Here is a 26,497-nt window from a genome sequence, read left to right on the forward strand (position 1 = left end):
TTGCCAGCCAGTATTCTACGAAAGCGAATCAATCAGAATAATCTCATACATCCAGGTTCAGACCTTACCTAAAACTTACGTTTCCAAATTTTGAGACAACCCGTACCTTGGTGCCCGAGCCACTTCCTACTTTGCCAATGTATTGCTTGGTGAGCCGTGGACCACGGTGACTATCATTATCGCTGGGCTGCGAAGTAAAGTGCATGGCCGAACCTGATCCGTAATTGAAGTTGCCGTAACTTACCGTCACATCGAAGTCGCAGTCGTTATCACTATCCAGAGGTAAGCCAACAGACGAATAGGCAGCCTGGATGTTTAGATTCTCGGCCGTTTTGGGTAATTGATCGATTCGGAAGCCGCTCGAAAACTCAATCTTGATTTTACCTGATTCGCGCAACGTACCAATTTTGGCACCCGAATAATTGATGTCGGCATCCAGCTTTCCTACATCACCAATACTCATCTTACCGAATTTATTAGTCAGTACCAGTACGTTGGCTCGTGAGAGCTCGAGATCGCCATACGCCATATCCACCTTACCCTGACCAAAGTTACCAATATCGGCTTTTCCATAGGCCACGTCAATATCGTTCTGACGGCTGGTAAGCTCATCAGCACTGAAGTTACCGTAGCGGCTATAGACCGTTAAAGGAGCCTGAAACGCCGGGATGTTCGTATTGCCAAACTTGTTTCGCACACTTAGCGCATTCTGCCGGGGCATCATCACTTCATAGTTGATCTTGACAAAGTTGCGTTCTCCGCCGTCTTTCCACTTGCCAAAACTCCAGTTCGAAACGCTGCTCTGGCTAAAGTTTGTACGAACCATGATTTGATTGCCCGTACGTTTTTCTTCAATTGTAACGGCGTCTATGAATTTCTGAACGCGTTCGTCGGAATCGGAATTGGCAACGATTGTAATCTGAACGCGAATTTCACTCTTGTCCCATAATCCAACCGATACCTGGCCGAATTGGTTATCAATCAATAAGTTATCATTGCTGCTCACGTCGAACAGCTTGATAATGGTTTTCTTTTTTTCAATTGTGCTAAACCCTACTTGTTCCTCGGCCCAGGTAAGCATTGGTAGCAAGCACAACAATAGACTACACAGGATTTTCATGAGTTTGTTGTTTAATGCGCTGAATAACGCGCAACTGTTCATTGAGCAGGTTAATCTGGAGTTGCAAATTCTGTATCATGGCCTGAATAAGCATTTCCTGATTCGGGTTTTGAGGCAAATCGGCTTTTAACGATTTATATGACTTTTCGAGCCGAATAAGATCGGTCGCAAACTCCTGATAGAGCGCCGGATTATCTTCGGTCATCTGTTTCAGTTCAGCCCGTTTATCATCAATCATACGGGTATATTGCACAACTTCTTTAGCATACGTAGGGCTGGCAGCTACTACATCGGGCTGGTGCGTAACGCCATACTGCTGATTCATGTATATGAAAGCGCCGGCCAGGAGTAATACGGCAATGGATGCCGCTACACGCCAATCGAGTGTGGGCCAGCCAATCTGCCGACCGCTCACCCGCGACCCTTTTCCCTCAGATGCTCGGGTTTGGTCCGGGTTTTTATGAATCTGAAGAAACGGCGATTCCCGACTGGGTTGTTGCTTATCCAGCCCACTTTCTATCCGTTGCCACAAGTTATTGGGTGGCTCCTTGTCGTCAAAGGCTTCGCGGTTATCGCGGACGAAGCGTTCAAGATTATCTTTTTTCATTTTTATGGTGTCGAATCTGTTGATTCGTCGTTCGTATTTGTTAGTTGTACTCTTTTTTACTGTTGTCCACACTGGACTTATAACAATTCCAGCAATCGTTTTTTACCGCGCAAATATTGTGTTCGCGATGTGGTCTCACTTATGTTCAGAACGTTACCGATTTCTTCATGGTCATAGCCTTCAAACAAGTATAACGATAACACTACCCGATAGCCCTCCGGCAGTTGCTGCATGGCCCGTTTAACCCGCTCAACCTCCAGTTGGGTAGTTTCTTCATCGTAGGGCTCCGTATCAGCATAGTCGAGGCCGTCATCTTCGCCCAGCCGATGCGCTTCAATATCTACCAGTTCCAACCGTCTACTACGAAGATGGTTAATGGCCCGATGGACAACAATCTGTTTCAACCACGCGCCAAACGTACTTTGGCCCCGAAATGAGTTAATGTGACTGAAGGCATCCATGAAAGCCTCCTGCAACACATCTTCAGCTTCGGCCTCGTGGTTTACAATTCGCAGACAAACATTATACATTGCCTTAACGTACTGCTGATACAAGTCATACTGCGCTCGTCGCTCACCCTGTTGGCAGCGTTTGACGAGGTCGGCATGGCGGTCTGGATATGGCGGCCCGACCGGTGCGCCGTTGCGATTTTGATTTGGTTCCAACAGGTTCAGCGTCTCAGCGTTGTTTAGTCTGTTAACGAGAGAAAGAGACGGGAAAATAAAGAACGTTGCACAATAATTAAGAAATTTTAAACGTTTTTGCCGACGCTCTGCTTACACGCTGTTTTTCTGTAACTTAGGGAGATAAATCCGTCTGATGCCTATGTACGAACAACGATACAATTCGCCGTTTCTGGTTCAGGAAGATGATGGCACGAATTTGCCCCTCGAACACCAGCGGGTAATCAGTAAGCTGACCGTCGGTCTAGGCGTTTTATTTTATCGGGAAAAACTCATTACCCTTGAGCCTTCGCCGGAAACACCGCTGGGCGAAGGGCCGGGGCATCAGGTTCCCGACGTTTTATTATTTGATAATACGGTTCAGTTGACCCGCATCATTATAGAAGTCGCCCAACCACGAACCACCCAGCGCGACCTAAAAAAAGTTATTCACCTTATTGAGGACGACGATTACGGCATCCTTGAAGGTTTTGTTTACAACTACAAGAGCCGCGAGTGGTTCCGCTACCGCAAAGGCGATGGTGGAGTAGCCACAACCTCATCGGTATCCGAATTGATGGGGATCCGATCCATCTAAATGAGTTTCTTTAAGGCAAGGTATTTTTCAGGAAAACGTCGCTCACGGCTCATGTACGAACAAAACTACAACTCCCCGTTTCTGGTGCATGACGATGGTGCCAATTCGCCATTTGGCCATCAGCGCATCATTAGCAAACTGACTGTCGAACTGGGTGTATTGTATTATCATAAAAAGACAATAAAATTCATTCCGCTACCAGAAACGCCATTGGACGAGGGCCCTGGTTTTCCCGTACCTGATGTAATCCTTTTTGATGAGGAGATGGAGCAGACTCGGGTCATTATTGAAGTTTGCACCAATCGAGGTATCAATAATGACTTGAAAAAAGTCATTCGGTTAATTGAGGACGACGACTACGGCATTCTCGAAGGCTTTGTTTACAACTACAAGAGCCGCGAGTGGTTCCGTTACCGCAAAGGCGATGGTGGAGCAGCCACGGCTTCGTCAGTATCAGATCTGATGGGCGTTGATCTGGGGCCGATGGTGTGAGTATTGGTCGTCTTCCTGGCTGTCTCGACAAAATTTTTTCTTACTTTTACTTGTTATAGAAGGAAGAGAAACGAGCGGAATGGTTGATTATATTTCTGGATTAAATGACCCTCAGCGGGAGGCCGTTATGCACGGCAGCGGCCCGTTAATGATTATAGCCGGAGCCGGCTCGGGGAAAACCCGCGTACTGACTTACCGGATTGCTCACCTGATTGAAACCGGGGTTGACCCATTTCGGATTCTGTCGCTGACGTTTACCAACAAAGCGGCTGGCGAAATGCGGAGCCGTATCGAGAAAGTTGTTGGCACAGAAGCCCGCAACATCTGGATGGGTACGTTTCACTCGGTCTTTGCCAAGATTCTACGGATCGAAGCCAAAGCCATTGGTTACACCAGTAACTTCTCGATCTACGACACCGATGACTCCAAGTCGCTGCTGCGGAGTATTGTTAAAGAGATGGGGCTCGATGATAAAGTGTATCGGGTTAACAGTGTTTTTAGCCGTATTTCCGGTGCAAAAAACCGGCTCATCGGTCCGGAAGACTACCTGAACAACGCGGTTATTCTGGCCGATGACGAGGCAGCCCGAATGCCCCATATTGGCCGGATTTATAAGCAGTATGCGGTACGTTGCTTTGCGGCCAACGCCATGGACTTTGATGATCTGCTGTTTAACACAAATGTCTTATTCCGCGATCATCTGGATATTCTGAATAAATACCAGCACAAGTTTCAGCACGTGATGGTCGATGAGTTTCAGGATACGAACGTCTCTCAGTACCTTATCACCCGCAAGCTGGCCGCTGTTCATCAGAATATTTGTATTGTCGGTGATGATGCGCAAAGCATCTATGCGTTCCGGGGAGCCAACATTGAAAACATTCTTAACTTCCAGCGCGACTATGGGAAGGAAAACGTCAAGATCGTTAAGCTGGAGCAGAACTATAGGTCCACCAAAACGATTGTCCAGGCGGCCAACTCCATTATCTCCCGGAACAAAAATCAGTTGGAGAAACACGTCTTCACCGATAATGAAGACGGTACGCTGATTGATGTAATCAAGGCATCATCCGATAACGAAGAAGGACGGTTGGTGGCTTCGTCCATTTTTGAAGCCAAAATGAACGGTTCGCTGGTCAACAACGACTTTGCCATTCTTTACCGAACCAACGCCCAGTCGCGGGCTTTTGAAGAGGCCTTGCGCAAAGTGAGCATCAAGTACCGCATTATTGGTGGCCTGTCGTTCTACCAGCGCAAAGAAATCAAGGATTTAATTGCGTATCTGCGTTTTACAGTCAACCAACAGGACGAAGAAGCGTTTAAACGAATCATCAACTTACCCAAACGGGGTATTGGTGATACGACCATTGCCAAGCTTAGCGTGATTGCGGCCGAGAAACAGGATTCGATTTGGGAAATTGTCGCCGAAATAACGAAGCACGTAGCTGGTCGGTCGGCGATTGCGATTGAAGCGTTTGCCGATCTGATCAAAAGCTTCAAACTTCTGCTCGATCAGAAAGATGCGTTCGAAGTAGCTTCGCACATTGCCAAAGCGTCGGGACTACTCAAGGAATTGTATGACGACAAAACCGTTGAGGGACTTGCCCGTTACGAGAACGTACAGGAATTGCTGAATGCGATCAAGGAATTTGTCGATAATCCAGACAACGAAGAGAAGAGTCTGAGTGCGTTTCTGCAATCGGTATCGCTGCTCACCACCGCCGACGAGAAAGAGGATGATGGCGACAATGACAAAGTGACGTTGATGACTATTCACGCAGCCAAAGGGCTGGAGTTCAAGAATGTACACATTGTAGGTCTGGAGGAAGATCTGTTTCCAAGCCAGATGATGCTCGAAAGTCGCAACGACCTGGAAGAAGAACGACGCCTGTTTTACGTAGCCGTCACTCGGGCCGAAAAACGCCTGACCATGTCGTATGCTGAAACGCGCTACCATTATGGTCGCCTGAAGATGTGCGAACCCAGCCGCTTTTTGATGGAAATGGACCAGCAATACCTGAAGATGTCCAAACAGCGGTCGGCGCCCAGCCGGATGGACTTTGACCGGCCGGAACGGGATCGGAGTGAAAGTACATCAACCGGTTCGATGAGCTTTGTCAGGTCACTGGCGCAGAAAACGGCTCGTTCGCAGGCGCCACAGCCACTGGTATCGCATACGCCTTCGGCCGATTTTGCGCCAAGCAGCACAGCTGATCTGGCGGCTGGCCAGCGCGTTGAACATGCCAAGTTTGGTTTTGGCACGGTTAAAGCTGTAGATGTGAATGGAACCGAGCGAAAAGCGACGATTGCCTTTGAGAAAGCAGGCGAAAAAGTGCTGCTACTTAGCTTTGCAAAGTTGCGGGTGGTGTAGCAGAACCGGTTTCATACAAAACCGGCTGTCACCAGCGTTCTTTCTATAAGCACCCCACTGTCCCTTGTTAGATCCATGAATGTTTCCGGCGCTTTTGTAGCCTGTTTTTTACTGCATATCTCGTTGTGTACAAACGGGCAACCCAAGGTAGACTCAACCCAAACGGCTGGTACAAATTCGGGGGTCGAAAACCTGGGCAACCAGGTTAACTCGGAGTATAACGAGATTAATCCGATGATTTCACCGGATGGTAAAACACTTTACTTTGCCCGAATCAGCCATCCAAACAACACACACGGCACCAAAGGCAGTCAGGATATCTGGTACTCCGAACTCGACCCAGCCAGTGGTAAGTGGGGGCCCGCCCGACGGATGGGTTTTCCACTCAATAAAGACGAATACAATTGCGCTTACAGCATTACGCCCGACGGCAACAGTATGCTCATAAAAGGGCAATACAACAACGGAACCTACGAAACCCGGGGATTTTCGCTGAGTAAGAAAACACCCGGCGGCTGGTCACCTCCGCAAAAAATGGATATTCCCAGCTACGTCAACATGAGCAAAGGCCAGTTTGACTGCGGCTTTATGTCGGCTGATGGAAAGGTACTTCTCATGGCGTTTAGCGAGAAGAAAAATAGTAAAGAAGATGATATTTACGTCAGCTTTCGGCAGAAAGACGGGTCATGGACAAAGCCAATGGACCTTGGTTCTGAGGTGAATACGAAGTTTACGGAAACAACGCCTTTTCTGGCTCCCGATGGCGCTACGCTGTATTTCTCAAGCAATCGGGAAGGCGGCCTGGGCAGCAATGACGTCTATGTCTGCAAGCGCGTAGACAAAACCTGGAAGCACTGGTCGAAGCCGGTTAACCTCGGCCCAAAAGTCAATACGGATGGGTACGATGCATATTATACACTCAGTGCGTCAGGTGATTACGCTTATCTAACCACATTCAAGAACACGCTTGGAAAGGGTGATATTGTTCGTGTCAAGCTCAGCGATATCCAGCCTGCTAATCAACCTGGCAGACTGGGTGGCGGTGGCGATGATGTGGCTAACAAAACGGAGGCTCCTCGTCCTGACCCCGTCGCGCTCATCAGCGGCAAGGTCATTAATCAGACGACGGGTAAGCCTGTAGAGGCCCGAATTATTTACCAAACCTTACCCGATGGTGCCGAAGTGGGCGAAGCTACATCCGACCCTGTTACGGGTGAATACAAGATTGTGCTGCCGTATGGCCAGAAATACACGATGCGGGCAATCGCGAAAGATTTCGTTGCCGAAGGTGATAACATTGACCTAACGCAATCCAAGGGGTTTCAGGAGATTACCGGCAAGCAACTCAACATGATTCCCCTGGTGAGCGGAAGCGTTGTTCGCCTGAACAACATCTTTTTCGACACTGGCAAATCGGAGCTTCGGCCGGAGTCGGGACCGGAGCTCGACCGGCTTGTGACAACGCTGAATGAAAGCCCGAAAATGGTTATTGAAGTGCGTGGCCATACCGACAACACCGGCTCCAACGAAATAAATGCCAAGCTTTCGCAGGATCGGGCTGACGCCGTCCGCGAGTATTTCATCAGCAAAGGGATTGAACCCGACCGGGTAGCCAGTAAGGGATTTGGCGAATCGAAAGCTATTGCCACAAATGACACCGACGAAGGGCGCCAGAAAAATAGACGTGTAGAGTTTGTGATTGTACGAAAGTGAGTAAATAAAGATTCACGATTCACTAACTATCATCCTCACTGTGAGTTAATCTATATGTCAAACGAACTCCCCATCCATTTTACTATTACCAGAAATGCAACTTAATGCCGGCTGCGAACTTTCTTTTTTTGCCGAAACTCCAACTCCGCTTATCTTAATGCTTCGTCCCCGATCCGGTGCGGGGCAGTGGATCATCCGGGAAGAATACCAAATTACGCCTGCGGTCAATGTTACTGAGTTTACGGACATGTACGGTAACCTTTGCCAACGGGTAGTGGCCCCGGAAGGCCCATTTTCGATTCATTTCTCGGCAACGGTTCAAACAGCCGACCTGATTGATACAGCTCCCGGTGCGCCTTATACGCCAGTTGAAGAATTACCCGATGATGTGTTGCATTATACCCTCCCAAGCCGGTATTGCCAGTCAGATCAGTTGGGGGAATTAGCCACCCAGATTACAGAAAATGTGGCGTCAGGCTATGACCAGGCCGAAGCGATCCGGAAATGGATCCATGAAACGATAACCTACCAGTACGGAACCAGCAATGCCAGTACATCGGCAGTCGATACGGCCGCTAGCCGAATTGGCGTTTGTCGGGACTTTACGCATCTGGGCATATCACTTTGCCGGGCGTTGAATATTCCGGCCCGCATGGTTGTTGGTTATTTGTATCAGCTCAATCCCATGGATCTTCATGCCTGGTTCGAAGCGTATGTAGATGGCCGCTGGTTTACGTTCGATGCTACACAGGCAAAACCGTTAGGGAATCGCATTACGGTGGCTTATGGGCGCGATGCCGCCGATGTGGCTTTTACAACTCAGTTTGGTCAAATGACATTGAATAATATGAACGTCTGGGTCGACGCCGTTCATGTAGAGCCTGCGGAGAATGAAAAAAAAGCGAATGAGGCTCCAACCCTTTCAAACTCAGCTGGGTCTCCTAATTAAATAGCTAATACCTATGAAAAAACGACTGCTTTTCTGCTCTTTGCTAGGAATGCTGACTGCCTGCCAGCACGAGGGCGATATTCAACCTAATTCGACCTCGTTGGCCAGTGAAGTAGTCGGCACTTATCGAACCAACTTCTACCTCGACCCTTCCTGCGTGGCCATTTCGGCCGGCCAAATGCCGTATGCTGAACTGAAAGCACAGTCGGACAGCGTGGTTACGTTGGTTTATACCAGGCTCTCTCCGGTTAAAACCAGTCGTTTAATTGAGAATGTCAGCCTAAGCCGTCAGGCTAACGGTGTTCAGTTACGGCTTGCCAATGCGAACATCGGCACCTTGCAAACCGACCGGGTTTTTACTGACAATGGTATGGAAAAGCAGGGCAAGTTGTTGCGCATTGATGTAGAGAGCGATTCGCAGGATTTTCTCACCTTTGCCGGTGTAAAGCAATAAATACCCCCTGGCGTTTTCAGCTTACAAATGCGAATAAACGACAGAACATTGCTCTTACTAAAAAAGCGCGGTACCATTGGGTACCGCGCTTTTTTTAGTAAGAGCAATGTGGTATTAGCGAACCGCAAACTCACCTGAGCCAATGCGGAATCCTTCTGAATATAGTTCTACCGTATACTTACCTGGCTTATATGGAATGCCACGGGTATAAAGCAGTTCAACATTCTGACCATTACTGGTATAATTTACCGTTTGTTTGGTGGTGTAGATAGTTTCGTTACCATCTACAGAGAATGTGCCCGATCCATTAGCCATGTCCGATACAACAGCGCCCGATGGATCAAGTACCCGAACAAACACATCTTTAGGCTCTTCTTTGGTCAGAGGATTATCAAGCAGTGTATAAACCAGTTTGATTTTATCTAACCGCTTGGCTTTGTAAGAATCGTCTTCCTTAACCTTACCCTTAGCGTTGACCGCAAACACTTTCACATTTTGCGCTTTCAATGCAGCCGCCCGGGTAACTTTGGTAGAGAGTTCCTGATTTTGAGAAACAACCGTTGTGACGGAATCGGTCAAGCGTTGACGCTCCGTTTTAAGGCCCGTGTTCTCTTCATCCAGCACCTTTACGTTCGATGCCAGGGTTACGTTTTCACGCTGAAGATTAGCGATGAGCGTATCTTTTTCGACCAGAAACGCTTCGTACTGCTTGATTTTAGCTTCGTACTTAGCCATAGAGATCCGGTTTCCTTTGCGCAGTGATGCTTTGTCCTGCTCCAACTGCACTTTCATTTTTTCCAGTTCCGAAACGTCGCCACCCAGTTTTTGTACTTCAGCAATCTTGGCATCCAGAGCCGTTGAGATCGAATCCAGCTTGACACGGGTTGTGGACAGTTCTTCTACACGCTCGGAGATGGTTACCTCTTGATTTTCAGAGACTTTTTTCTGATCGAAGTACAGATAACTCGATACGCCAGCCAGGCCAGTCATAATGATGAGAGCTGCCAGAAGAGCGCCGTTTGTTTTGGACCTTTGCGAATTATTTTCCATTGAAAATTTTCAGTTTAACAATTGAACATGCACAGACTTGTAAAAAAAGCCGCTTCCGCGGTTGTGTAGAGGTTGTTACATCTGAGATTTTTAAGTAAACAAGAAAATAAAAGTCGGCTATGTAAACGAGGGCTAAGCCCGCCTATGTTTTTTACTGAACGTCAACCAGGTTAACCTATTGCCTTCCTACAACGTATAGCCCTCTAGAAATGTTTTTAATCTAACCCCTAATTATACCAAAAACACCTTCTGACTATCAGACAAATACACCGCAAAATAAATACTTTTTTTTAACAATGCTAATCACTCCACCTATCTTGGCGAATAAATAGTGAAAAACAACTCCTCTTAACCAACGGTTGTTTTCCAAACTCATCAACGATGCCAGAGCTGCCAGAAGTTGAAATCCGACGCCAATACCTTGAGACATCATCACTCTATCAGCCAATAAGCCATATTGAGGTTGAAGACAAAAAGCTATTGACAACCGATTTATCGACGCTCCAAACTGCACTAATCGGTAGGCAATTTACAGCAACACAACGTGTCGGCAAGAACCTGTTTGTTCTGACCGACGCACCCGACACCATCGTACACATGCATTTTGGTATGACAGGTGATCTGGCCTATTACCACAATTCGCTCGATCGGCCCCGCTTTGCCCGCATCGTTTTTGAATTCACCAACGGCTTCAATCTTGGCTTTCTATGCCCTCGTAAATTTGAACGTGTCGGCTTAGTAGACGATATACCTACGTTTCTGGTTCGTAAAAAGATTGGAGAAGACGGTCTGGCCATCTCACTGGACGCTCTAACCAATCGGGTACGACGTAAAAAAGCCTTTATCAAACCCGTTCTACTTGACCAAAGTGTAGTTGCTGGATTAGGTAACTGGATTGTCGATGAGGTACTCTTTCAGGCATTCATACACCCCGAACAGCGAGCCGACACCCTTACGGATGCGCAGATGGCCGCGCTCCACAACGCTATCTGGCTTGTTCTTGAGACGGCAATCCGCTACGAAGCTACCTATCGTGATTTTCCGAATAGCTTTCTGATCCATGTTCGGGAGTGGGACGATTCTCCCTACGACGACGTTGAAGCACACAAGTTCTGTCCCCGTTGCCATACCCGCATCGAACGCTCCGTAGTGGGTGGCCGAACAACCTTCTTTTGTCCGAACGAACAACGTCTTCCGCAGCTTTGAGCTCCGCTAAGCGGCTATTGGCAGCAACCCATACCGAAATGAACTAGTCGGGAAATAAGTTGGTTTTCAAATTACATGTAGCTACACGTATTATGGCAACGCAACGTACAATTTCCGATATACGCACTGCCACCCCTAACAGCGTTGGGGATGGTTTCATTGGTTTGAATGCTTTTCATCCGCAGGGATCGCGGCCATTCAATCCGTTTTTATTATTAGACCATCATGGGCCTATGCAGGTGCAGCCTTCTGATCGGCCGAAAGGGGTGGATGAGCATCCCCACCGGGGCTTTGAGACAGTAACCATTGTTTATGACGGTGCTCTGGAGCATCGTGATTCGGCGGGTAATCACGGAAAGCTGTTTGCTGGTGATGTGCAGTGGATGACCGCAGCCTCGGGTATAATTCACGAAGAAAAACACGAACGGGCGTTTTCCCAGCAGGGAGGCAAGCTCGACTTTGTTCAACTGTGGGTCAACTTACGGGCCAAGGACAAGATGAGCCCACCGCGTTATCAGGATATTGCATCCTCACGTATTCCGACTGGTACGCTATCCAACGGTGGTCAGTTACGCGTTATAGCGGGTGAACTAGCTGGTTTACAAGGCCCAGCCAACACGTTCAGTCCGATTATTGTCGCCGATCTGACCTTAACCGATGGCCAGGCCGAACCAATTACGGTTCCCGCCAATCATAGTTTGATGGTTTATGTATTGAGTGGTCTGGGAACAATCAATGGTAAACCAATTGAGCGTGGTCAGGTGATTCTCACAGAAATTGATGGCGACACCGTTAATCTGGCAACTACGTCATGGATGAAAGTACTTATTCTGGCTGGAGAGCCCATTCGGGAGCCATTGGCCGTATATGGCCCGTTTGTGATGAACACCCGGGAAGAAATTATGGAAGCCTTCAGCGATTTTCAAGCGGGCAAAATGGGTGTTCTAAATTAAGTAGTGTGTCAGGGCTAAACGCTGGGTTTGGCCCTGACGTTATAGGTCTTTTATGTTTCCGAAGCCAATGACGTCCCGGTAAGCGGGATTGTCACGCAGTTCGGTAGCCCGGAGTAGTTTATCGGAGCCAAATTTTGTCTTCAAGTCATAAAGCGCCTTGCGAAATTTATCCTTCCGTGTATCGTTTCCAAACAAACGTAGCGGCACCACTTCCGACGGTATAAATCGAAACACGGCTACGGACACACTACGCAAGTGCTCGTTCAGAACAGGCTCGCACTGATGCGCCTTCTGAAACTTTACCAAACGCTCCATAATAAGGGTAAACAGTTCAGGGCCATCCTGCTTTGGCTCCGAAAAATGCACTTCGTAATTATAGGTTTTCCCGTTCTGGTAGCGGCAGGAAAAGGACATATCTTGACAAAAAACGCCCTGACGTACCATTCGTCGTTCGAGAGTAAGGCAGAGTGACTGGACTAATTCCTCCAGACGTTCGCTGGTGTTGCGCTGATCGGCCGAAACGGTGCGCATGGCCGACATACTTTTGTTATCGGGGTTGGTATCCAGATCCACCTCGCCACCAAAGTTGAGCCGGAGGTGCCAGTGCCAGCCAATAATACTTTTGCATACAGCCCGGAGGTGCTCTGGCGCAGCATACCTAAGCTCAAGCGGAGTATGTACGCCCCCTGCCTCAAGCCGCTCGGCCATGCGGTGCCCAATACCCGGCAAGTCCGTTAGTCGGAGCGTTTGTAATACCTGGTCGATTGTTTCGGGGGTGATAACCGTCAGCCCATCCGGCTTTTGAATATCTGATGCCAGTTTAGCCAGAAAAACATTCGGGGCAATACCAATCGAACAACGCAGCCAATCACCCACCTTTTGCCTGATAGCCTGTTTAATCGCCAGGGCTGTCTGCTGCATGTCTTTATAGACCAATTGATAATTTGTTAAATCAACGACAGCCTCATCAATACTTTTCGGGACAACATCCTCCGAGAATGTACGCAGCACATCAACGATTTTGACATGGTACTCCCGATAGCGCGCCGGATGGGTTTCTATAGGGACTAGTTCCGGGCACAGCGTCATGGCCTCGTCCAGCCGCATACCCGTTTTTATACCGCGTAACTTTGCTTCTATAGATGGAGCAATAACGCAACCCTTCCGCCCCGTATAAACGCATACCCCAACCGGCCGCCCACGCAGCCAGTAGTTGTCCTGCTGTTCGCAGGAAGCAAAGAAGCTGTTCATATCTACAAACAGAACGGTTGGCAGTGTATGGGTAGAGAGTCGATTATGGTTCATTAATTTTTCGGTAAGAAAGTACCCTCAGGCACATGAACTCGTTTATATTTTGACTATGTTTGCTGTAATACAAGCGCAATATATTTTACTTGTATTATATATACTACTTATCCAGACGACAATGGTTAAAAATTGTCTAAATGAAAATCTAAGCTCCGTGACCGTCCAAGATCGACTTAAGCAGGTTTTTGATGCCCTTGGCATAACCATCTATCAGATTGCCAAGGAGTTAGGCGAAAACCCATCAAAGTTTTATAATATTTTGAACGGCCGGGCCAAGCCCTCTTATGACACCATCATGAGTTTGCTGGCCTGCTATCCTCAGATCAGTGCCGATTACCTGATTCGGGGTATTATGCCTGTTTTGAATGCTCCGCAGGCAAACGCCCGAATTATGCCTTCAGACGATGATACGATTGAGGTGCCTTTTGTGCCAGTAAAATTTTATGCCAGCTTCGTCGAGAGTTTCAGTGATGGCATTAGCATGAATGATGTAGAGTCATTTCGTGTTCGAAAACCCATCATGAAAGGACACAAGAATGGTGTTGTTCTGGAGATTTCGGGCAGCAGTATGAGCCCTCAACTAACCCACGGTGCCAAAGTACTGGCGATACCCGTTAGTGAAAACAACTGGGAATACCAGTCAGGCGGGGTGTATGCTGTTATGTACCGGGATTATTTTGTTGTCAAACGTATTCGGGATAATGAGCTCCTGACCCGTAAATACCTGACGCTTCACTCCGACAACCCCAATGGCGGCAATGTAACTGTTCCGTTGCAGGATATTCGGGCGCTCTGGAAAATTGTGGCCATTGTGGAAGCTCCTGTGGAATAGGAAAATAAGAACTTATAGTATACAAAACGGCCGGGCTACTCAATCAAATAGCCCGGCCGTTTTACGTAATAAAGTCTGGTTTACACAACAACCAGTTCCTCCTGATGCATCACTTCTTTTTGGTGCGCCCACATCTCCTGGAAAATGACACTTCGGTGACGTAGTTCGGGAAAACTGCCCTCATCCACAATTCTGCCTTTTTCCATAATATAGATGTAGTCGAACATGGGTAATAAATGAAGCCGGTGCAACGTCGAGACAACCGCTTTATCGGAAAACTCATGCAGCAACTCCCGATAAATCGCTAGTTCTGTTTTGGGGTCTACGCTGCTTGTCGGTTCATCCAGCAACACAATATCGCTGGTGCGGGCCGCCAGCACACCACGCGCCAGCGCTAACCGCTGGCGCTGTCCACCCGACAGGTTCACCCCTTTTTCCTGAATATTTGTTTCCAGACCATTTGGCAGATGCCGAACAACATCGTTGAAATGGGCTACCCGGCAAACCTCGTCGATGGCCTCATCACTGAAAGGTAGGCCAAGCGTAATGTTGTAGGCAATCGTATTTTCAAAAATTTCCGGCTCCTGCGGAAAGAGCGTCACGGTGTTCGTCACAGCGTTTAAATCGTGCGACTCCTTCCCATCGATCCATACGGTCAGGCCTGGTTCTGGCTGATACAATCCCCGCAAGAGCGTCAATAGTGTGCTTTTACCCGAACCACTTTCACCAATAAACGCCACCCGCTTGCCCCGGTTCAGGCAGATCCGCAAATTGCTCAGATTAGGAATTTTATGCCGCGTATTCTGAAGTCGACCGTGTGAGAAATTAAGATTGGCAATATCAATGGTTTGCCAGTTGGCAGGCATTAGTTCGTCCTCCGGGCGTTCGTGCTGTGCATAGGCGTCGCTGATATTACGCACCGTCTGTACATCGGTATTAAACTGCACAATTTGGGTGTACTGATAGGCCACGTCATGAAACACACTCGTAAACTGATTGACATAACCCAGTAACGTCACTAGGCCGCCAATCAGGAAAACCTGTCCCGGAACATAGTGCTGGTAAATGTAGCCCGTTGCCAGAACGATGTAGATGAGCGCGACCAGGGTAGAGGCTACGAACCATTTCCATTCATTGATTCGCACCTGCCGCATGAAGGGCGGGAAAACAGTGGCTACTTTCTGGGCGAAACTGGCCTGAACCCGTTGCTCCAACCGCAAGGTGATTACTGTGATGATGTTCGAGAGGCTATCGAAAAGAGTCGACGAAACGACATGTTCCCGCTCGTTGGTTTCGTCCAGTGCTTTGATAAACGGACGGTCAAAGCGAAGAATAACCCAGACAGTCAGCGCACCTAACACCAGACCAATACAACCGAACAGAGGAGAAAAATACAACATCGCCCCGAACGAGAATATCAGTTTCGAGAATGCATGCAAATACACGAATCCGCCCTGAAAAAACGTTTTTAGCGCATCGTAGGCCTTCCGGATCCGGTTGATAGTAGCCCCACTGTGATGATCTTTGTGCCAACCCACCGGTAAATGCAGGGTTTGGTGAAACAGCTCATCCAAAAAATTGCGACTCAGGTTGAACGCCAGCCGACGTTCCATAACGCGCGCCGGGCCGTGAAAGGCCCATTCCAGCAACATCAGCCCCATGTAGCCGCCGACATACATCCAGATGAGTTTCGGTATATCGGTATGCTGCTCCTGCAACTTGCCAACAAACCAACCAAACAGAAGCGGATTTGCGGCATTCGCAATGTTGGCCAGTGCAAATAGAAAATAAACAAATACATACTGGCGTTTTTCGTGCCGGGCATACGTCCAGGCAGTACGCAGCAGAGCTACATACGGATTTTTCATGATTTTCAAGTTACGGTATACTTTAAGTTAACGAAATTAGTATACTATCCTGATACTACAAGCAATCACGGCTACTATATTCTTTTGAGTTTCAATTTGATTTGTGGTTGACTTTCAGTAATTTTGCGTCCTGATTCGCAAAGGAGCCCTCTGCCAACTGTAGTGGCTTCTTCCTTCGATTTTAGAAAAACATAACTATCAGTATAACAAGCTAATGGCTCGCGATTTAAATTTCACGAGAAACATCGGTATCGCTGCCCACATTGATGCGGGTAAGACGACCACAACCGAACGAATTCTCTATTACGCAGGGGTAAGCCACAAGATCGGAGAGGTACACGATGGTGCCGCCACGATGGACTGGATGGAGCAGGAGCAGGAGCGGGGTATCACCATTACCTCAGCCGCTACAACTGTTGACTGGACCTACCGCGAGAATAAGTACCACATCAACATTATTGACACGCCAGGCCACGTTGACTTCACCGTTGAAGTGAACCGCTCGCTCCGTGTACTTGATGGTCTGGTGTTCCTGTTCAGTGCCGTTGACGGCGTTGAGCCTCAGTCAGAAACCAACTGGCGTCTGGCAAATAACTACAACGTCGCTCGTCTGGGCTTCGTTAACAAAATGGACCGCTCTGGCGCCGACTTCCTGAACGTGTGCAAGCAGGTGAAGGAAATGCTGGGAAGCTACGCTGTTCCTCTTCAGTTGCCAATCGGCGAAGAAGAAAACTTCAAAGGGGTAGTTGATCTGGTTAATTTCCGGGGCATTGTCTGGAACGAGACCGATAAAGGCATGACCTTCGAGGTTGTGCCTATTCCGGCCGATATGCTGGACGAAGCCACCGAATGGCGTGAAAAACTTCTTGAAGCCGTTGCCGAATTCGACGACTCGCTGATGGAAAAATATTTTGAAGATCCAGAATCGATCTCGGAAGATGAAATCCTGGCGGCTTTGCGTAAAGCAACCATCGCGATGAAAATCGTTCCAATGCTTTGCGGTTCGTCCTTCAAAAACAAAGGTGTACAAACGATGCTCGACTACGTAATGGCTCTGCTGCCATCGCCGTTGGACAAAGAAAGCATCAAAGGAACGAACCCGGACACAGGTGAAGAGATTTCCCGGAAACCTTCATCAACCGAGCCATTTTCAGCCCTTGCATTCAAAATTGCCACTGATCCTTACGTTGGTCGTCTTTGCTTTGTGCGTTCATACTCAGGTGTTCTGGAATCAGGTTCTTATGTGCTGAACAACCGTTCAGGCAACAAAGAGCGGATTTCGCGGATTTTCCAGATGCACGCCAACAAGCAAAACCAGATCGAGCGGTTGGAAGCCGGTGACATTGGTGCTGTGGTTGGTTTCAAAGACATCAAGACGGGCGATACGCTGTCTGATGAAAAGAACCCAATCGTTCTGGAGTCGATGGTATTCCCCGATCCCGTTATCGGTTATGCAATCGAGCCGAAGAAATCAGCCGACCAGGACAACTTCTCGAAAGCAATTGGTAAACTGATCGAAGAAGATCCAACCCTTAAAGTTGAATCGAATGAAGAAACCGGCCAGACCATTATCCGGGGTATGGGCGAACTTCACCTCGAGATCATCATCGACCGGATGCGTCGTGAATTTAAGGTTGAAGTAAACCAAGGCGCTCCACAGGTAGCTTACAAAGAGAAGCTGACCAAAAACGTTGAGCACCGCGAAGTGTACAAGAAACAAACGGGTGGTCGCGGTAAATTCGCGGACATCGTGTTTGAACTTGGACCACGGAGCGAAGACGAAACGGGTGTGATTCAGCCAGGCTTAGAGTTTGTGAATGGCATTGTCGGTGGTGTTATTCCCCGTGAATTTATTCCAGCCGTTCAGAAAGGCTTTGACGAGTCGCTGAAAAACGGTCCGTTAGCTGGCTTCCCGCTCGAAAGCATGAAAGTTCGGTTGTTCCACGGTTCGTATCACGATGTTGACTCCGATGCGCTGTCGTTCGAAATGGCCGCTCGTTTAGGCTTCCGTGAAGCAGCCCGTCAGGCTGGTCCGAAATTGCTCGAACCAATCATGGCCGTTGAAGTGCTGACACCAGAAGAATACACAGGCCCAATCACAGGTGACCTGAACCGTCGTCGGGGTGTGATGAAAGGCATGGATACGAAAGCCGGTTCGCAGGTAATTAAAGCCGACGTTCCTCTGTCTGAACTGTTTGGTTACGTAACCGACCTACGCACCATGTCGTCGGGTCGTGCTACAGCTAACCTGACATTTGCTCACTACGAAGTGGTACCGCAGAACATCTCGGATACAGTTGTAGCGAAAGAGAAAGGTAGCAAGTAATACGTCTTAATCGATATTAGGTAGTCGGTCAGAACCGGTCGACTACCTTTTTTTTGTGTCGTCGGAGTAAATGGTTCTTTCGGCGGCCCTGTTCACATAACGAACCAAAACACAATGAGTCAAAAAATTCGCATTAAGCTAAAGTCGTTCGACCACATGCTGGTTGACAAGTCGGCTGAGAAAATCGTGAAAGCGGTTAAATCAACGGGTGCTATCGTAAGCGGCCCCATCCCTCTGCCAACGAACAAAGAAATCTACACCGTACTGCGGTCGCCCCACGTCAACAAAAAAGCTCGGGAGCAGTTCCAGCTTTGCACGTACAAGCGGTTAGTAGACATCTACAGCAGCAGTGCTAAAACGGTAGACGCGCTGATGAAGCTCGAACTCCCTAGTGGTGTTGATGTAGAAATCAAAGTCTAACGATTTCCGGCTAAAGGCCTTTAATGCCGCCAGTACGAGACCTAATCCGTTTCGCACTGGCGGCATTTTGTATCTGGTAAATTTCCCTCAGATTCTGTTGAATTATAAGGGCTTTTAAGGGGTTATTTTGTATATTGTCTAGTCCGGCAGACAGCCGTTCAGGGAGATTTTATCCGTTATGCAAAATGTCATTCAGCTACTACCCGATTCGATTGCTAACCAGATAGCCGCTGGCGAAGTTGTCCAGCGACCAGCTTCGGTGGTAAAAGAATTACTCGAAAATTCGGTAGATGCTAAAGCGAAGTCAGTACAGGTCATTATTCGCGAAGCTGGTCGTAATCTGATTCAAATTGTGGATGATGGCCTCGGCATGACTGAAACCGACGCGCGCATGAGTTTTGAACGACATGCAACGTCTAAGATTCGCACGTCCGACGACTTGTTCCGTATCCGAACGATGGGCTTTCGGGGCGAAGCCCTGGCCTCTATTGCTGCGGTTGCCCAAATTGAAATGAGAACCCGCCGGGCTGAAGAGGAACTAGGTACCTTGATCCGGATTGAGGGCTCAGATATTAAAGCGCAGGAATCCATATCATGCCTACCCGGCACAAACCTGCTGATTAAAAATCTATTCTTCAATGTACCGGCCCGGCGTAACTTTCTGAAGTCGAATTCGGTAGAAATGCGGCATATCATCGACGAGTTCCAGCGGGTAGCGCTGGCCAACCCGGAAGTCGCTTTCTCTCTTTTCCATAACGACCAGGAAATTTATAACCTTCCGGCCGGGAAACTAAGCCGTCGGATTGTTGACATGTTTGGCAAAAGTTACCGTGAACAGCTTAATTTCTGCGAGGAGCAAACACCTTACGTAACCGTACATGGCTACATTGGTAAGCCGGAATCGGCCAAGAAAGCCCGAAATGAGCAGTTCTTCTTTGTCAATAACCGATTCATCCGGCATAACTACCTGCACCATGCGGTCGTTGGTGCCTACGAGGGCACCTTGCCCGAAGGCAGCCATCCGTTCTATGTGCTGTTTATCGATATTGATCCATCGCACATCGATATCAATATTCACCCGACCAAAACAGAAATAAAGTTTGACGACGAACGGTCGGTATATGCGATCATGATGGCCGCTGTTCGGAAAGCGGTAGGCCTCTATAACCTCTCCCCTTCGCTCGATTTTGACTCAGATGTGAATTTTCTGGCCGGTGTTCGTCCGGGTACGGCCAAATCTGAGGCTTCAGAAAGTAAAGCAGACAGTCCCGTTTTGTCAACAACTCAGTCAGCAGCAAATGCCCGGCCTATGACCCCATCATGGGCATCTGGCGGGCCCCAACCGACTAATGAGCGAAGCGCATCGCGCAATGACTCGCTGGATAAAGCCGCCGGCCATAGTTTTGACATTCCCAAAAAACCTTCTGTCAATAATTGGCAGGCCTTATACGACGGCATTGCCACACCTACTCCCAGCGACCGATCAGTCACCTCGCCCGATCCATCCGAAGCAGGGGGCGATTGGTTAGGAAAGACAACTCAGGCCACCCCATTGCCAGAACAGGTATCGACCGACGGTGAGCCGATTACATTGGGGAGCCGGGCCAACCAACTAAAAGTTAGTCTGGAACTCCCCGAACAAGACATACCCGTATTCGTTGATGATGATACCATTGTTCAGATTCAAAATCGTTACTTACTGGCGCCTATCAAGTCTGGTATGTTATTGATTGACCAACGGCGTGCGCATGAACGTATTTTGTATGATCAGTTTCACGCAGCCCTGACAAAGCGGAATGGCGCGTCTCAGCAGCTATTGTTTCCAAAAACAATTACGCTGATGCCGGTCGATTTTCAACTGGCCCTTGAGTTGCGTGATGATCTGACAAATCTGGGATTTGAGTTCGACGAACTGGGTGCTAATACCTTCGTTATTCGGGGTGTACCGGCCCTGATTATGGGCGAAAATGAAGAAGAACTGTTTGCCAACCTGCTGGCTCAACTGCGGGCAGATACAGGCCGACTTAAGTTAGATCGTGTTGAGTCGATGGCGCGTTCGCTGGCCCGCCGGTCAGCTATGCGTTATGTAAACCGCCTGAGCCCAACGGAACGGAAAGCTTTAGTCAATCAATTATTTGCCTCTGCAAATCCAAGTTATACACCAACTGGTGAACCTGTGACGGTTGTGTTATCGTTGGATAAAATTGCGGGGCTTTTTCGCTGATAATTGAGTTAATCAGCCTAACTTGTCAATACAACATGTTTTCACTTACTCCGGTAGTTCGCGTTCTGTTAATAATAAACGTATTGGTTTTTTTTGTTACAAACGAGTCTGTAATTCAACTATTTGGATTACATTCGTTTCTGTCTGATAAATTCAATCCGATTCAGTTATTAACACATATGTTTCTGCATGGTGGCTTCAACCACATTTTCAGCAACATGATTGGCTTGATCGTGTTTGGCCCTATGCTGGAACGGTACTGGGGACCCAAGCGGTTTACGTTCTTTTACTTTTTTACGGGTTTAGGTGCGGCATTATTATTTTCCGGTGTAAACTATTTCGAGATGCACGACGTATATGAAACAGTTCAGACCTATCGGGCGAACCCTGGTTATGAGAGCTTCCTGTCGTTTGTGGATCAGCATGCAGGATCCTACTACGATGGACTGGCGCCATTTATTGAAAAATTCAGGGTCTATCCAACCGATAGTAACAACATTCAGGATAGCGTAACCATTATCAATCGGATCTTCACCAACCAAGTCGATGAACCAATGGTCGGGGCATCAGGCGCAATTTTTGGTGTGATTATGGGTTTCGGCTTATTGTTTCCGAACACTCAACTGTTTTTATTGTTTCCACCTATACCGGTGAAGGCCAAGTATCTCGTTATCTTTTACGGAGCCCTTGAAATTTACTCGGGAGTTTATCGGGCACAAGCTGACAACGTTGCTCATTTCGCCCATATCGGTGGCATGTTGTTTGCATTTATATTGGTGAAATACTGGGGTTCACAACGAAAAACGTTTTATTAGGGATGAGCGGGTTGTTCGATGATTTTCGGAGCGAATTCAATAAGCCCAACAACACGTTGGTGCAATTGATATTAGTCAATGTCGTCATATTTCTGGTTCTATTGGTGACCAAAGTCAGCTTGACAATGGCCCAGAATTCAGGATATGGCTTCATCATGTCACAATTATTGATTCCAGGTGATGTAAATGCGTTTTTGCACAAACCCTGGACGCTGTTTACGTATTTTTTCACGCATGAAGAGATCTTTCATATTCTCTACAACATGCTGTTTCTGTACTGGTTTGGCCGGCTAATTGACGAGTATCTCGGTAATCGTCGGCTTATGGGCCTGTACATTATGGGTGGGATAGCCGGTGGCCTTCTGTATCTGGCCATGTATACCCTGGTTCCTTTTTTTCAGGCCCAAGCCGATACCGCCCGGATGCTCGGCGCTTCCGCGGCTGCCTTCTCCGTAGCCGTTGGTGCTGCGACGCTATTACCAAACTATACGTTCCATTTGTTGTTCTTCGGTCCGGTACGTATTAAGTACATCGTTTTCTTTTTTATTATTCTGTCCGTTGCCCAATCAGCCGGGACCAACGCAGGTGGTAATCTGGCCCATTTAGGTGGCGCATTTATGGGATTTGCCTACGTCAAATTATTACAGAATGGCACTGACCTTGGGCGACCAATTTACTGGCTTGCTGATGGCTGGAGTAATTTGTTAAGGCCTAAACCAGCCGTCAAGGTGTCGTATCGGCAACGGAGCAACGCCAATACCCAAGCTAGTACATATGCATCGCCATCTGGATCTACCGCTTCGACGGCCTCGACGCCCGATCAGGATGAAGTCGATACCATTCTGGACAAAATTTCTCGATCTGGTTATGAAAGCCTTACTCGTGAAGAAAAACAGAAGCTTTTTCGGGCTAGCCAGCGGAATTAACAAATGAAGTAACGCTGGCAGCTAGTTGTTTATACGTTTACACATACAGGGTACGCTCTGAAAAAAGTACTTACCCCTCCTTTAAAAATCTAAGCCTTGAGTGCCTACGTATGTATATAGGCAACTGCGGGCTTAGATTTTTTATAATTACTAAAATTTGTAGTAGCTTCGTTGTAAAAATACTGTTGGTAAGCTGCCAATAGAACAAAGGTTTATATACGTGTGTTGTTGTAAGACAGACGCTTATCTGCTACCACCATGCTGATTACCCCCGGCAGTCTCCTTGCCACCATTACTACTCCCGAAGATCTTCGTAAACTCGATAAATCCCGCTTACCTCAGGTCGCCGATGAATTGCGTCAGTTTATCATTGACGATGTATCTGTTTTTGGTGGTCACTTTGGTGCAAGCCTGGGGGTGGTAGAATTAACCGTTGCCCTTCATTATGTCTTTAATACCCCGGATGACCAGTTGGTTTGGGATGTAGGTCACCAAGCCTACGGCCATAAAATCCTGACCGGTCGGCGGGAGAAATTCCATACAAACCGTTTCTATAAAGGACTTTCCGGCTTTCCGAAACGGAAAGAAAGCGAATACGACTCCTTTGGCGTTGGGCATTCGTCCACATCAATTTCGGCAGCATTAGGCATGGCTGTTGCTTCACAGCTACAGGGCAACTCGCAACGAAATCACATTGCCGTCATTGGCGATGGAGCGTTGACCGCTGGCGAAGCTTTTGAAGGAATGAATCACGCCGGTGCTACGGATAGCAATCTGCTCATTGTACTCAATGACAATTGCATGAGTATCGACCCTAATGTGGGTGCCCTGCGCGAATACCTGACCGACATTACGACTTCGCAAACCTATAACCGGGTGAAAGATGAAGTCTGGAACTTGCTCGGGAAAATGGATAAGCTGGGAAAAACGGCCCAGGAACTGGTCTCGCAGGTTCAGTCGGGTATTAAAAGCTCGCTGCTCGAACAGAGCAATCTATTTGAATCGCTTAACCTTCGCTATTTTGGACCGATCGACGGCCATGACATCGATCATCTGGTCAGTGTTCTGGACGATATGAAGCACATTCCCGGCCCAAAACTGCTGCATGTTCTTACCGTAAAAGGCAAAGGCTATGCGCCTGCCGAGAAAGACCAGACTAAATGGCACGCGCCGGGTCTGTTTGATAAAGTGACGGGGGTTATCCAGAAGAAAATTTACGATACGCCACAGGCACCTAAATATCAGGACGTTTTTGGTAATACCCTCGTTGAGCTGGCTGAGAAGAATCCTCGCATTGTCGGCGTTACGCCCGCCATGCCCTCCGGCTCTTCAATGAATATTATGATGAAGGCCATGCCAAAGCGGGCTTTCGATGTGGGCATTGCTGAGCAGCACGCCGTTACTTTCTCGGCGGGTATGGCTACGCAGGGCGAAGTGGTTTTCTGTAACATCTACTCGACGTTCATGCAGCGGGCCTATGATCAGGTTATTCATGACGTCTGTATTCAGGAACTGCCGGTTATTTTCTGCCTTGATCGGGCCGGTTTTGCTGGGGCCGATGGCCCTACGCACCACGGTGCTTATGACCTGGCTTATATGCGCTGTATACCAAACATGATTGTGGCCGCTCCCATGAATGAACAGGAGCTTCGCAACATGATGTTTACAGCCCAATCCGATACGATTCAACAAGGCAAACAGGCCTTTACCATTCGCTACCCCCGTGGCGAGGGCGTGATGCCTAACTGGCGCACCCCACTTGAGCAACAGATTGTCGGCAAAGGCCGGATGATTGCTGATGGCGAAGAAGTGGCGATCCTAACAATTGGCCATATCGGCAATTACGCCGTTGAAGCCACGCGCATGTTGGCGAAAGAAGGCATCAAACCGGCTCACTTCGATATGCGGTATGTGAAACCGCTTGATGAGGCCTTACTACACCAGATTTTTAGCCGTTTCGACCGAGTCCTAACGGTTGAAGATGGTTGTGTCATGGGTGGATTTGGTAGCGCCGTACTAGAGTTTATGGCCGATCACGGTTATATGGCTCGTGTTAAGCGGCTGGGTATTCCGGATGCCGTTATTGAGCATGGTGAACAAATTGAGTTACACCACGAGTGTGGATTTGATCCGCAGGGCATCGCTGATGCCGTTCGTCAACTGCTTTTTACAGGTCGGACGGTAACGATTTAAATTACTAAAACGCGGGTTAAACAGATTTAAAGGATCGAAACGGACTAGCTATCCGCCAACATCTGCTGAATCTGTTTAACCCGCGTTTTTATCGTGTAGCGTTTATGAAAGTTTTCAAATTTGGTGGCGCTTCCGTAAAAGATGCCGCCGGTGTGCGTAATCTGGCTGAAATCGTCCGATCACAGGGTCAGAATGCCGTAATAGTTGTCTCCGCAATGGGAAAGACAACCAACGCCCTGGAAAGCATCGTCCGCGCTTATGCGGACCGCAACACAGACAGTGTTCATCGCCAGATTGAGAGCCTGAAGGCCTATCATTACACCATAATGAGCGAGTTAACGGGCGACTTTAGCGCGGTTGACCAGACATTTGCTCATCTCGAAACCTACGTTGAGCAACCTGTCGGTGGCCTCTATGATGAAGTTTACGATCAGATCGTTTCACTGGGCGAACTCTTGTCAACCCAAATTATTGCCGCTTATGTAAAGCAAACGGGACTATCGGCACAATGGCTCGACGCCCGGCAGCTGATACGAACGGATACGACATTTCGGGAAGGTCGCGTGAATTGGGAGGTAACCAATCGACGGATAAAAGAAGCCGTTGGCAAAAACAGGATTCATATAACCCAGGGGTTTATTGGGCAAACAGACGATAATCGAACCACGACCCTTGGCCGCGAAGGGTCAGATTACACAGCCGCCATCTTTGCTTATTGTCTGCAGGCAGAAAGTGTAACCATCTGGAAAGATGTACCCGGCGTGTTAAATGCCGACCCCAAATGGTTCGATGAGACTGTTTTACTGGAAAAGCTTACCTATCAGGACGCTATTGAACTGGCTTATTACGGCGCCACAGTCATCCATCCGAAGACCATCAAGCCCCTGCAAAACAAGGGTATTCCGCTCTATGTCAAGTCGTTTCTGAAGCCTGGTGCACCCGGAACCGTTATTGGCAACTACGAACGTCACCTTACTATTCCGTCGTTTATTTTCAAGGTCAATCAGGTGTTAATTTCGCTTCACCCGAACGACTTCTCGTTTATAGCTGAAGACAATTTGAGCCGTATTTTCGGGCGATTTGCTCAGGCAGGCGTCAAAATAAATCTGATGCAGAATACGGCCATTAGCTTTTCGGTCGTTGTCGATAACAATCCAGATCGGGTGCCCGCTTTACTGGATTTGCTAAAACAAGACTTTCGGGTCAGCTATAACGATGGGCTTGAATTGATTACCATTCGCTACTACGACCAGGGAACCATCGAGCGCGTGCTACCCAACAAAAAATTATTATTGGAACAAAAAAGCCGCTACACGGTGCAATTGGTTGTTAAAGACGTAGGCTAAAAACGGCTAATCCAGCTTACCACCGGTGCAGTTAGTTCATTTCGTGTATCTTTGACCATGAGTT

22 protein-coding genes are annotated in these 26,497 nt (G+C 48.1%); 16 read left to right on the forward strand and 6 right to left on the reverse strand.

All coding sequences use genetic code 11. The features are described 5' to 3' along the window. Window positions 1-64: 64 nt before the first annotated feature. The 3 genes from SD10_RS26685 to SD10_RS26695 all read right to left on the reverse strand — a co-directional run bounded on the left by SD10_RS26685 (window position 65) and on the right by SD10_RS26695 (window position 2,392). Complete coding sequence (locus tag SD10_RS26685; protein ID WP_179945480.1) at window positions 65-1,120, reverse strand: DUF4097 family beta strand repeat-containing protein; 1,056 nt, start codon at window positions 1,118-1,120, stop codon at window positions 65-67. Further along, window positions 1,104-1,727, reverse strand: a complete 624-nt coding sequence (locus tag SD10_RS26690) for a RasGAP domain-containing protein (protein ID WP_046578283.1) — start codon at window positions 1,725-1,727, stop codon at window positions 1,104-1,106. The genes SD10_RS26685 and SD10_RS26690 overlap by 17 nt, the downstream gene beginning before the upstream one ends. 77 nt (window positions 1,728-1,804) lie before the next feature. Continuing rightward, complete coding sequence (locus tag SD10_RS26695; RefSeq protein ID WP_046578285.1) at window positions 1,805-2,392, reverse strand: RNA polymerase sigma factor; 588 nt, start codon at window positions 2,390-2,392, stop codon at window positions 1,805-1,807. 160 nt (window positions 2,393-2,552) lie between these two features. Between SD10_RS26695 and SD10_RS26700 the strand changes: the two genes are divergently transcribed. The 6 genes from SD10_RS26700 to SD10_RS26725 all read left to right on the forward strand — a co-directional run bounded on the left by SD10_RS26700 (window position 2,553) and on the right by SD10_RS26725 (window position 8,966). Further along, complete coding sequence (locus SD10_RS26700) at window positions 2,553-2,987, forward strand: hypothetical protein (RefSeq protein ID WP_046578287.1); 435 nt, start codon at window positions 2,553-2,555, stop codon at window positions 2,985-2,987. Window positions 2,988-3,038: 51 nt separating this feature from the next. Beyond that, window positions 3,039-3,479: a hypothetical protein gene (locus tag SD10_RS26705; RefSeq protein ID WP_046578289.1), complete on the forward strand. Its 441-nt coding sequence runs from the start codon at window positions 3,039-3,041 to the stop codon at window positions 3,477-3,479. Window positions 3,480-3,558: 79 nt separating this feature from the next. Then, window positions 3,559-5,850: an ATP-dependent helicase gene (locus SD10_RS26710; RefSeq protein ID WP_046578291.1), complete on the forward strand. Its 2,292-nt coding sequence runs from the start codon at window positions 3,559-3,561 to the stop codon at window positions 5,848-5,850. Between the two features lie 75 nt (window positions 5,851-5,925). Next, on the forward strand, window positions 5,926-7,563 hold the full coding sequence (locus SD10_RS26715; protein WP_046578292.1) for an OmpA family protein: 1,638 nt from the start codon (window positions 5,926-5,928) through the stop codon (window positions 7,561-7,563). A 94-nt stretch (window positions 7,564-7,657) separates the two neighbouring features. Beyond that, window positions 7,658-8,512, forward strand: a complete 855-nt coding sequence (locus tag SD10_RS26720) for a transglutaminase domain-containing protein (protein ID WP_046578294.1) — start codon at window positions 7,658-7,660, stop codon at window positions 8,510-8,512. Window positions 8,513-8,525: 13 nt separating this feature from the next. Continuing rightward, complete coding sequence (locus SD10_RS26725; protein WP_046578297.1) at window positions 8,526-8,966, forward strand: hypothetical protein; 441 nt, start codon at window positions 8,526-8,528, stop codon at window positions 8,964-8,966. Between the two features lie 114 nt (window positions 8,967-9,080). On the opposite strand, the gene SD10_RS26730 is transcribed toward SD10_RS26725, so the two are convergent. Then, on the reverse strand, window positions 9,081-10,016 hold the full coding sequence (locus tag SD10_RS26730; RefSeq protein WP_046578299.1) for a hypothetical protein: 936 nt from the start codon (window positions 10,014-10,016) through the stop codon (window positions 9,081-9,083). A gap of 381 nt (window positions 10,017-10,397) precedes the next feature. Between SD10_RS26730 and SD10_RS26735 the strand changes: the two genes are divergently transcribed. Together SD10_RS26735 and SD10_RS26740 are read left to right on the forward strand one after the other, a co-directional pair. Beyond that, a complete protein-coding gene (locus tag SD10_RS26735; protein ID WP_046578301.1) occupies window positions 10,398-11,222 on the forward strand; it encodes an Fpg/Nei family DNA glycosylase in 825 nt (274 codons plus the stop codon). A 92-nt stretch (window positions 11,223-11,314) separates the two neighbouring features. Continuing rightward, a complete protein-coding gene (locus SD10_RS26740; RefSeq protein WP_046578302.1) occupies window positions 11,315-12,175 on the forward strand; it encodes a pirin family protein in 861 nt (286 codons plus the stop codon). 39 nt (window positions 12,176-12,214) lie between these two features. On the opposite strand, the gene SD10_RS26745 is transcribed toward SD10_RS26740, so the two are convergent. Then, the gene (locus tag SD10_RS26745; RefSeq protein WP_046578304.1) at window positions 12,215-13,480 is read right to left on the reverse strand and encodes a DNA polymerase Y family protein; all 1,266 of its coding nucleotides are present in this window, start codon (window positions 13,478-13,480) and stop codon (window positions 12,215-12,217) included. A 121-nt stretch (window positions 13,481-13,601) separates the two neighbouring features. On the opposite strand from SD10_RS26745, the gene SD10_RS26750 reads away from it, so the two are divergent. Beyond that, on the forward strand, window positions 13,602-14,315 hold the full coding sequence (locus SD10_RS26750; RefSeq protein WP_046578306.1) for a LexA family transcriptional regulator: 714 nt from the start codon (window positions 13,602-13,604) through the stop codon (window positions 14,313-14,315). 80 nt (window positions 14,316-14,395) lie between these two features. Here the strand turns inward: SD10_RS26750 and SD10_RS26755 are convergent, their stop codons facing one another. Continuing rightward, window positions 14,396-16,183 carry an ABC transporter ATP-binding protein gene (locus tag SD10_RS26755; protein ID WP_046578307.1) on the reverse strand — a complete coding sequence of 596 codons (1,788 nt, stop codon included), beginning with the start codon at window positions 16,181-16,183 and terminating at the stop codon, window positions 14,396-14,398. 214 nt (window positions 16,184-16,397) lie between these two features. Here SD10_RS26755 and fusA point away from each other — a divergent pair, with 214 nt between their 5' ends. The 7 genes from fusA (at window position 16,398) to SD10_RS26790 (ending at window position 26,433) form a co-directional block, all read left to right on the forward strand. Next, on the forward strand, window positions 16,398-18,509 hold the full coding sequence (gene fusA, locus SD10_RS26760; RefSeq protein WP_046578309.1) for an elongation factor G: 2,112 nt from the start codon (window positions 16,398-16,400) through the stop codon (window positions 18,507-18,509). Between the two features lie 114 nt (window positions 18,510-18,623). Next, window positions 18,624-18,929, forward strand: coding sequence for a 30S ribosomal protein S10 (gene rpsJ, locus SD10_RS26765; RefSeq protein WP_012930032.1), 306 nt, complete (start codon window positions 18,624-18,626; stop codon window positions 18,927-18,929). Window positions 18,930-19,107: 178 nt separating this feature from the next. Then, window positions 19,108-21,153 carry a DNA mismatch repair endonuclease MutL gene (gene mutL / locus SD10_RS26770; protein WP_046578312.1) on the forward strand — a complete coding sequence of 682 codons (2,046 nt, stop codon included), beginning with the start codon at window positions 19,108-19,110 and terminating at the stop codon, window positions 21,151-21,153. 35 nt (window positions 21,154-21,188) lie between these two features. Beyond that, entirely contained in the window at window positions 21,189-21,968 is a 780-nt protein-coding gene (locus SD10_RS26775) for a rhomboid family intramembrane serine protease (RefSeq protein ID WP_046578314.1), read from the forward strand. Between the two features lie 2 nt (window positions 21,969-21,970). After that, window positions 21,971-22,894: a rhomboid family intramembrane serine protease gene (locus tag SD10_RS26780; protein WP_046578316.1), complete on the forward strand. Its 924-nt coding sequence runs from the start codon at window positions 21,971-21,973 to the stop codon at window positions 22,892-22,894. Window positions 22,895-23,152: 258 nt separating this feature from the next. Further along, complete coding sequence (gene dxs, locus SD10_RS26785; protein ID WP_046578318.1) at window positions 23,153-25,087, forward strand: 1-deoxy-D-xylulose-5-phosphate synthase; 1,935 nt, start codon at window positions 23,153-23,155, stop codon at window positions 25,085-25,087. 104 nt (window positions 25,088-25,191) lie between these two features. Further along, window positions 25,192-26,433, forward strand: a complete 1,242-nt coding sequence (locus SD10_RS26790; RefSeq protein ID WP_046578320.1) for an aspartate kinase — start codon at window positions 25,192-25,194, stop codon at window positions 26,431-26,433. Window positions 26,434-26,497 lie beyond the last annotated feature (64 nt).

The organism is Spirosoma radiotolerans (assembly GCF_000974425.1).
In the GTDB taxonomy this organism is placed as follows: domain Bacteria; phylum Bacteroidota; class Bacteroidia; order Cytophagales; family Spirosomataceae; genus Spirosoma; species Spirosoma radiotolerans.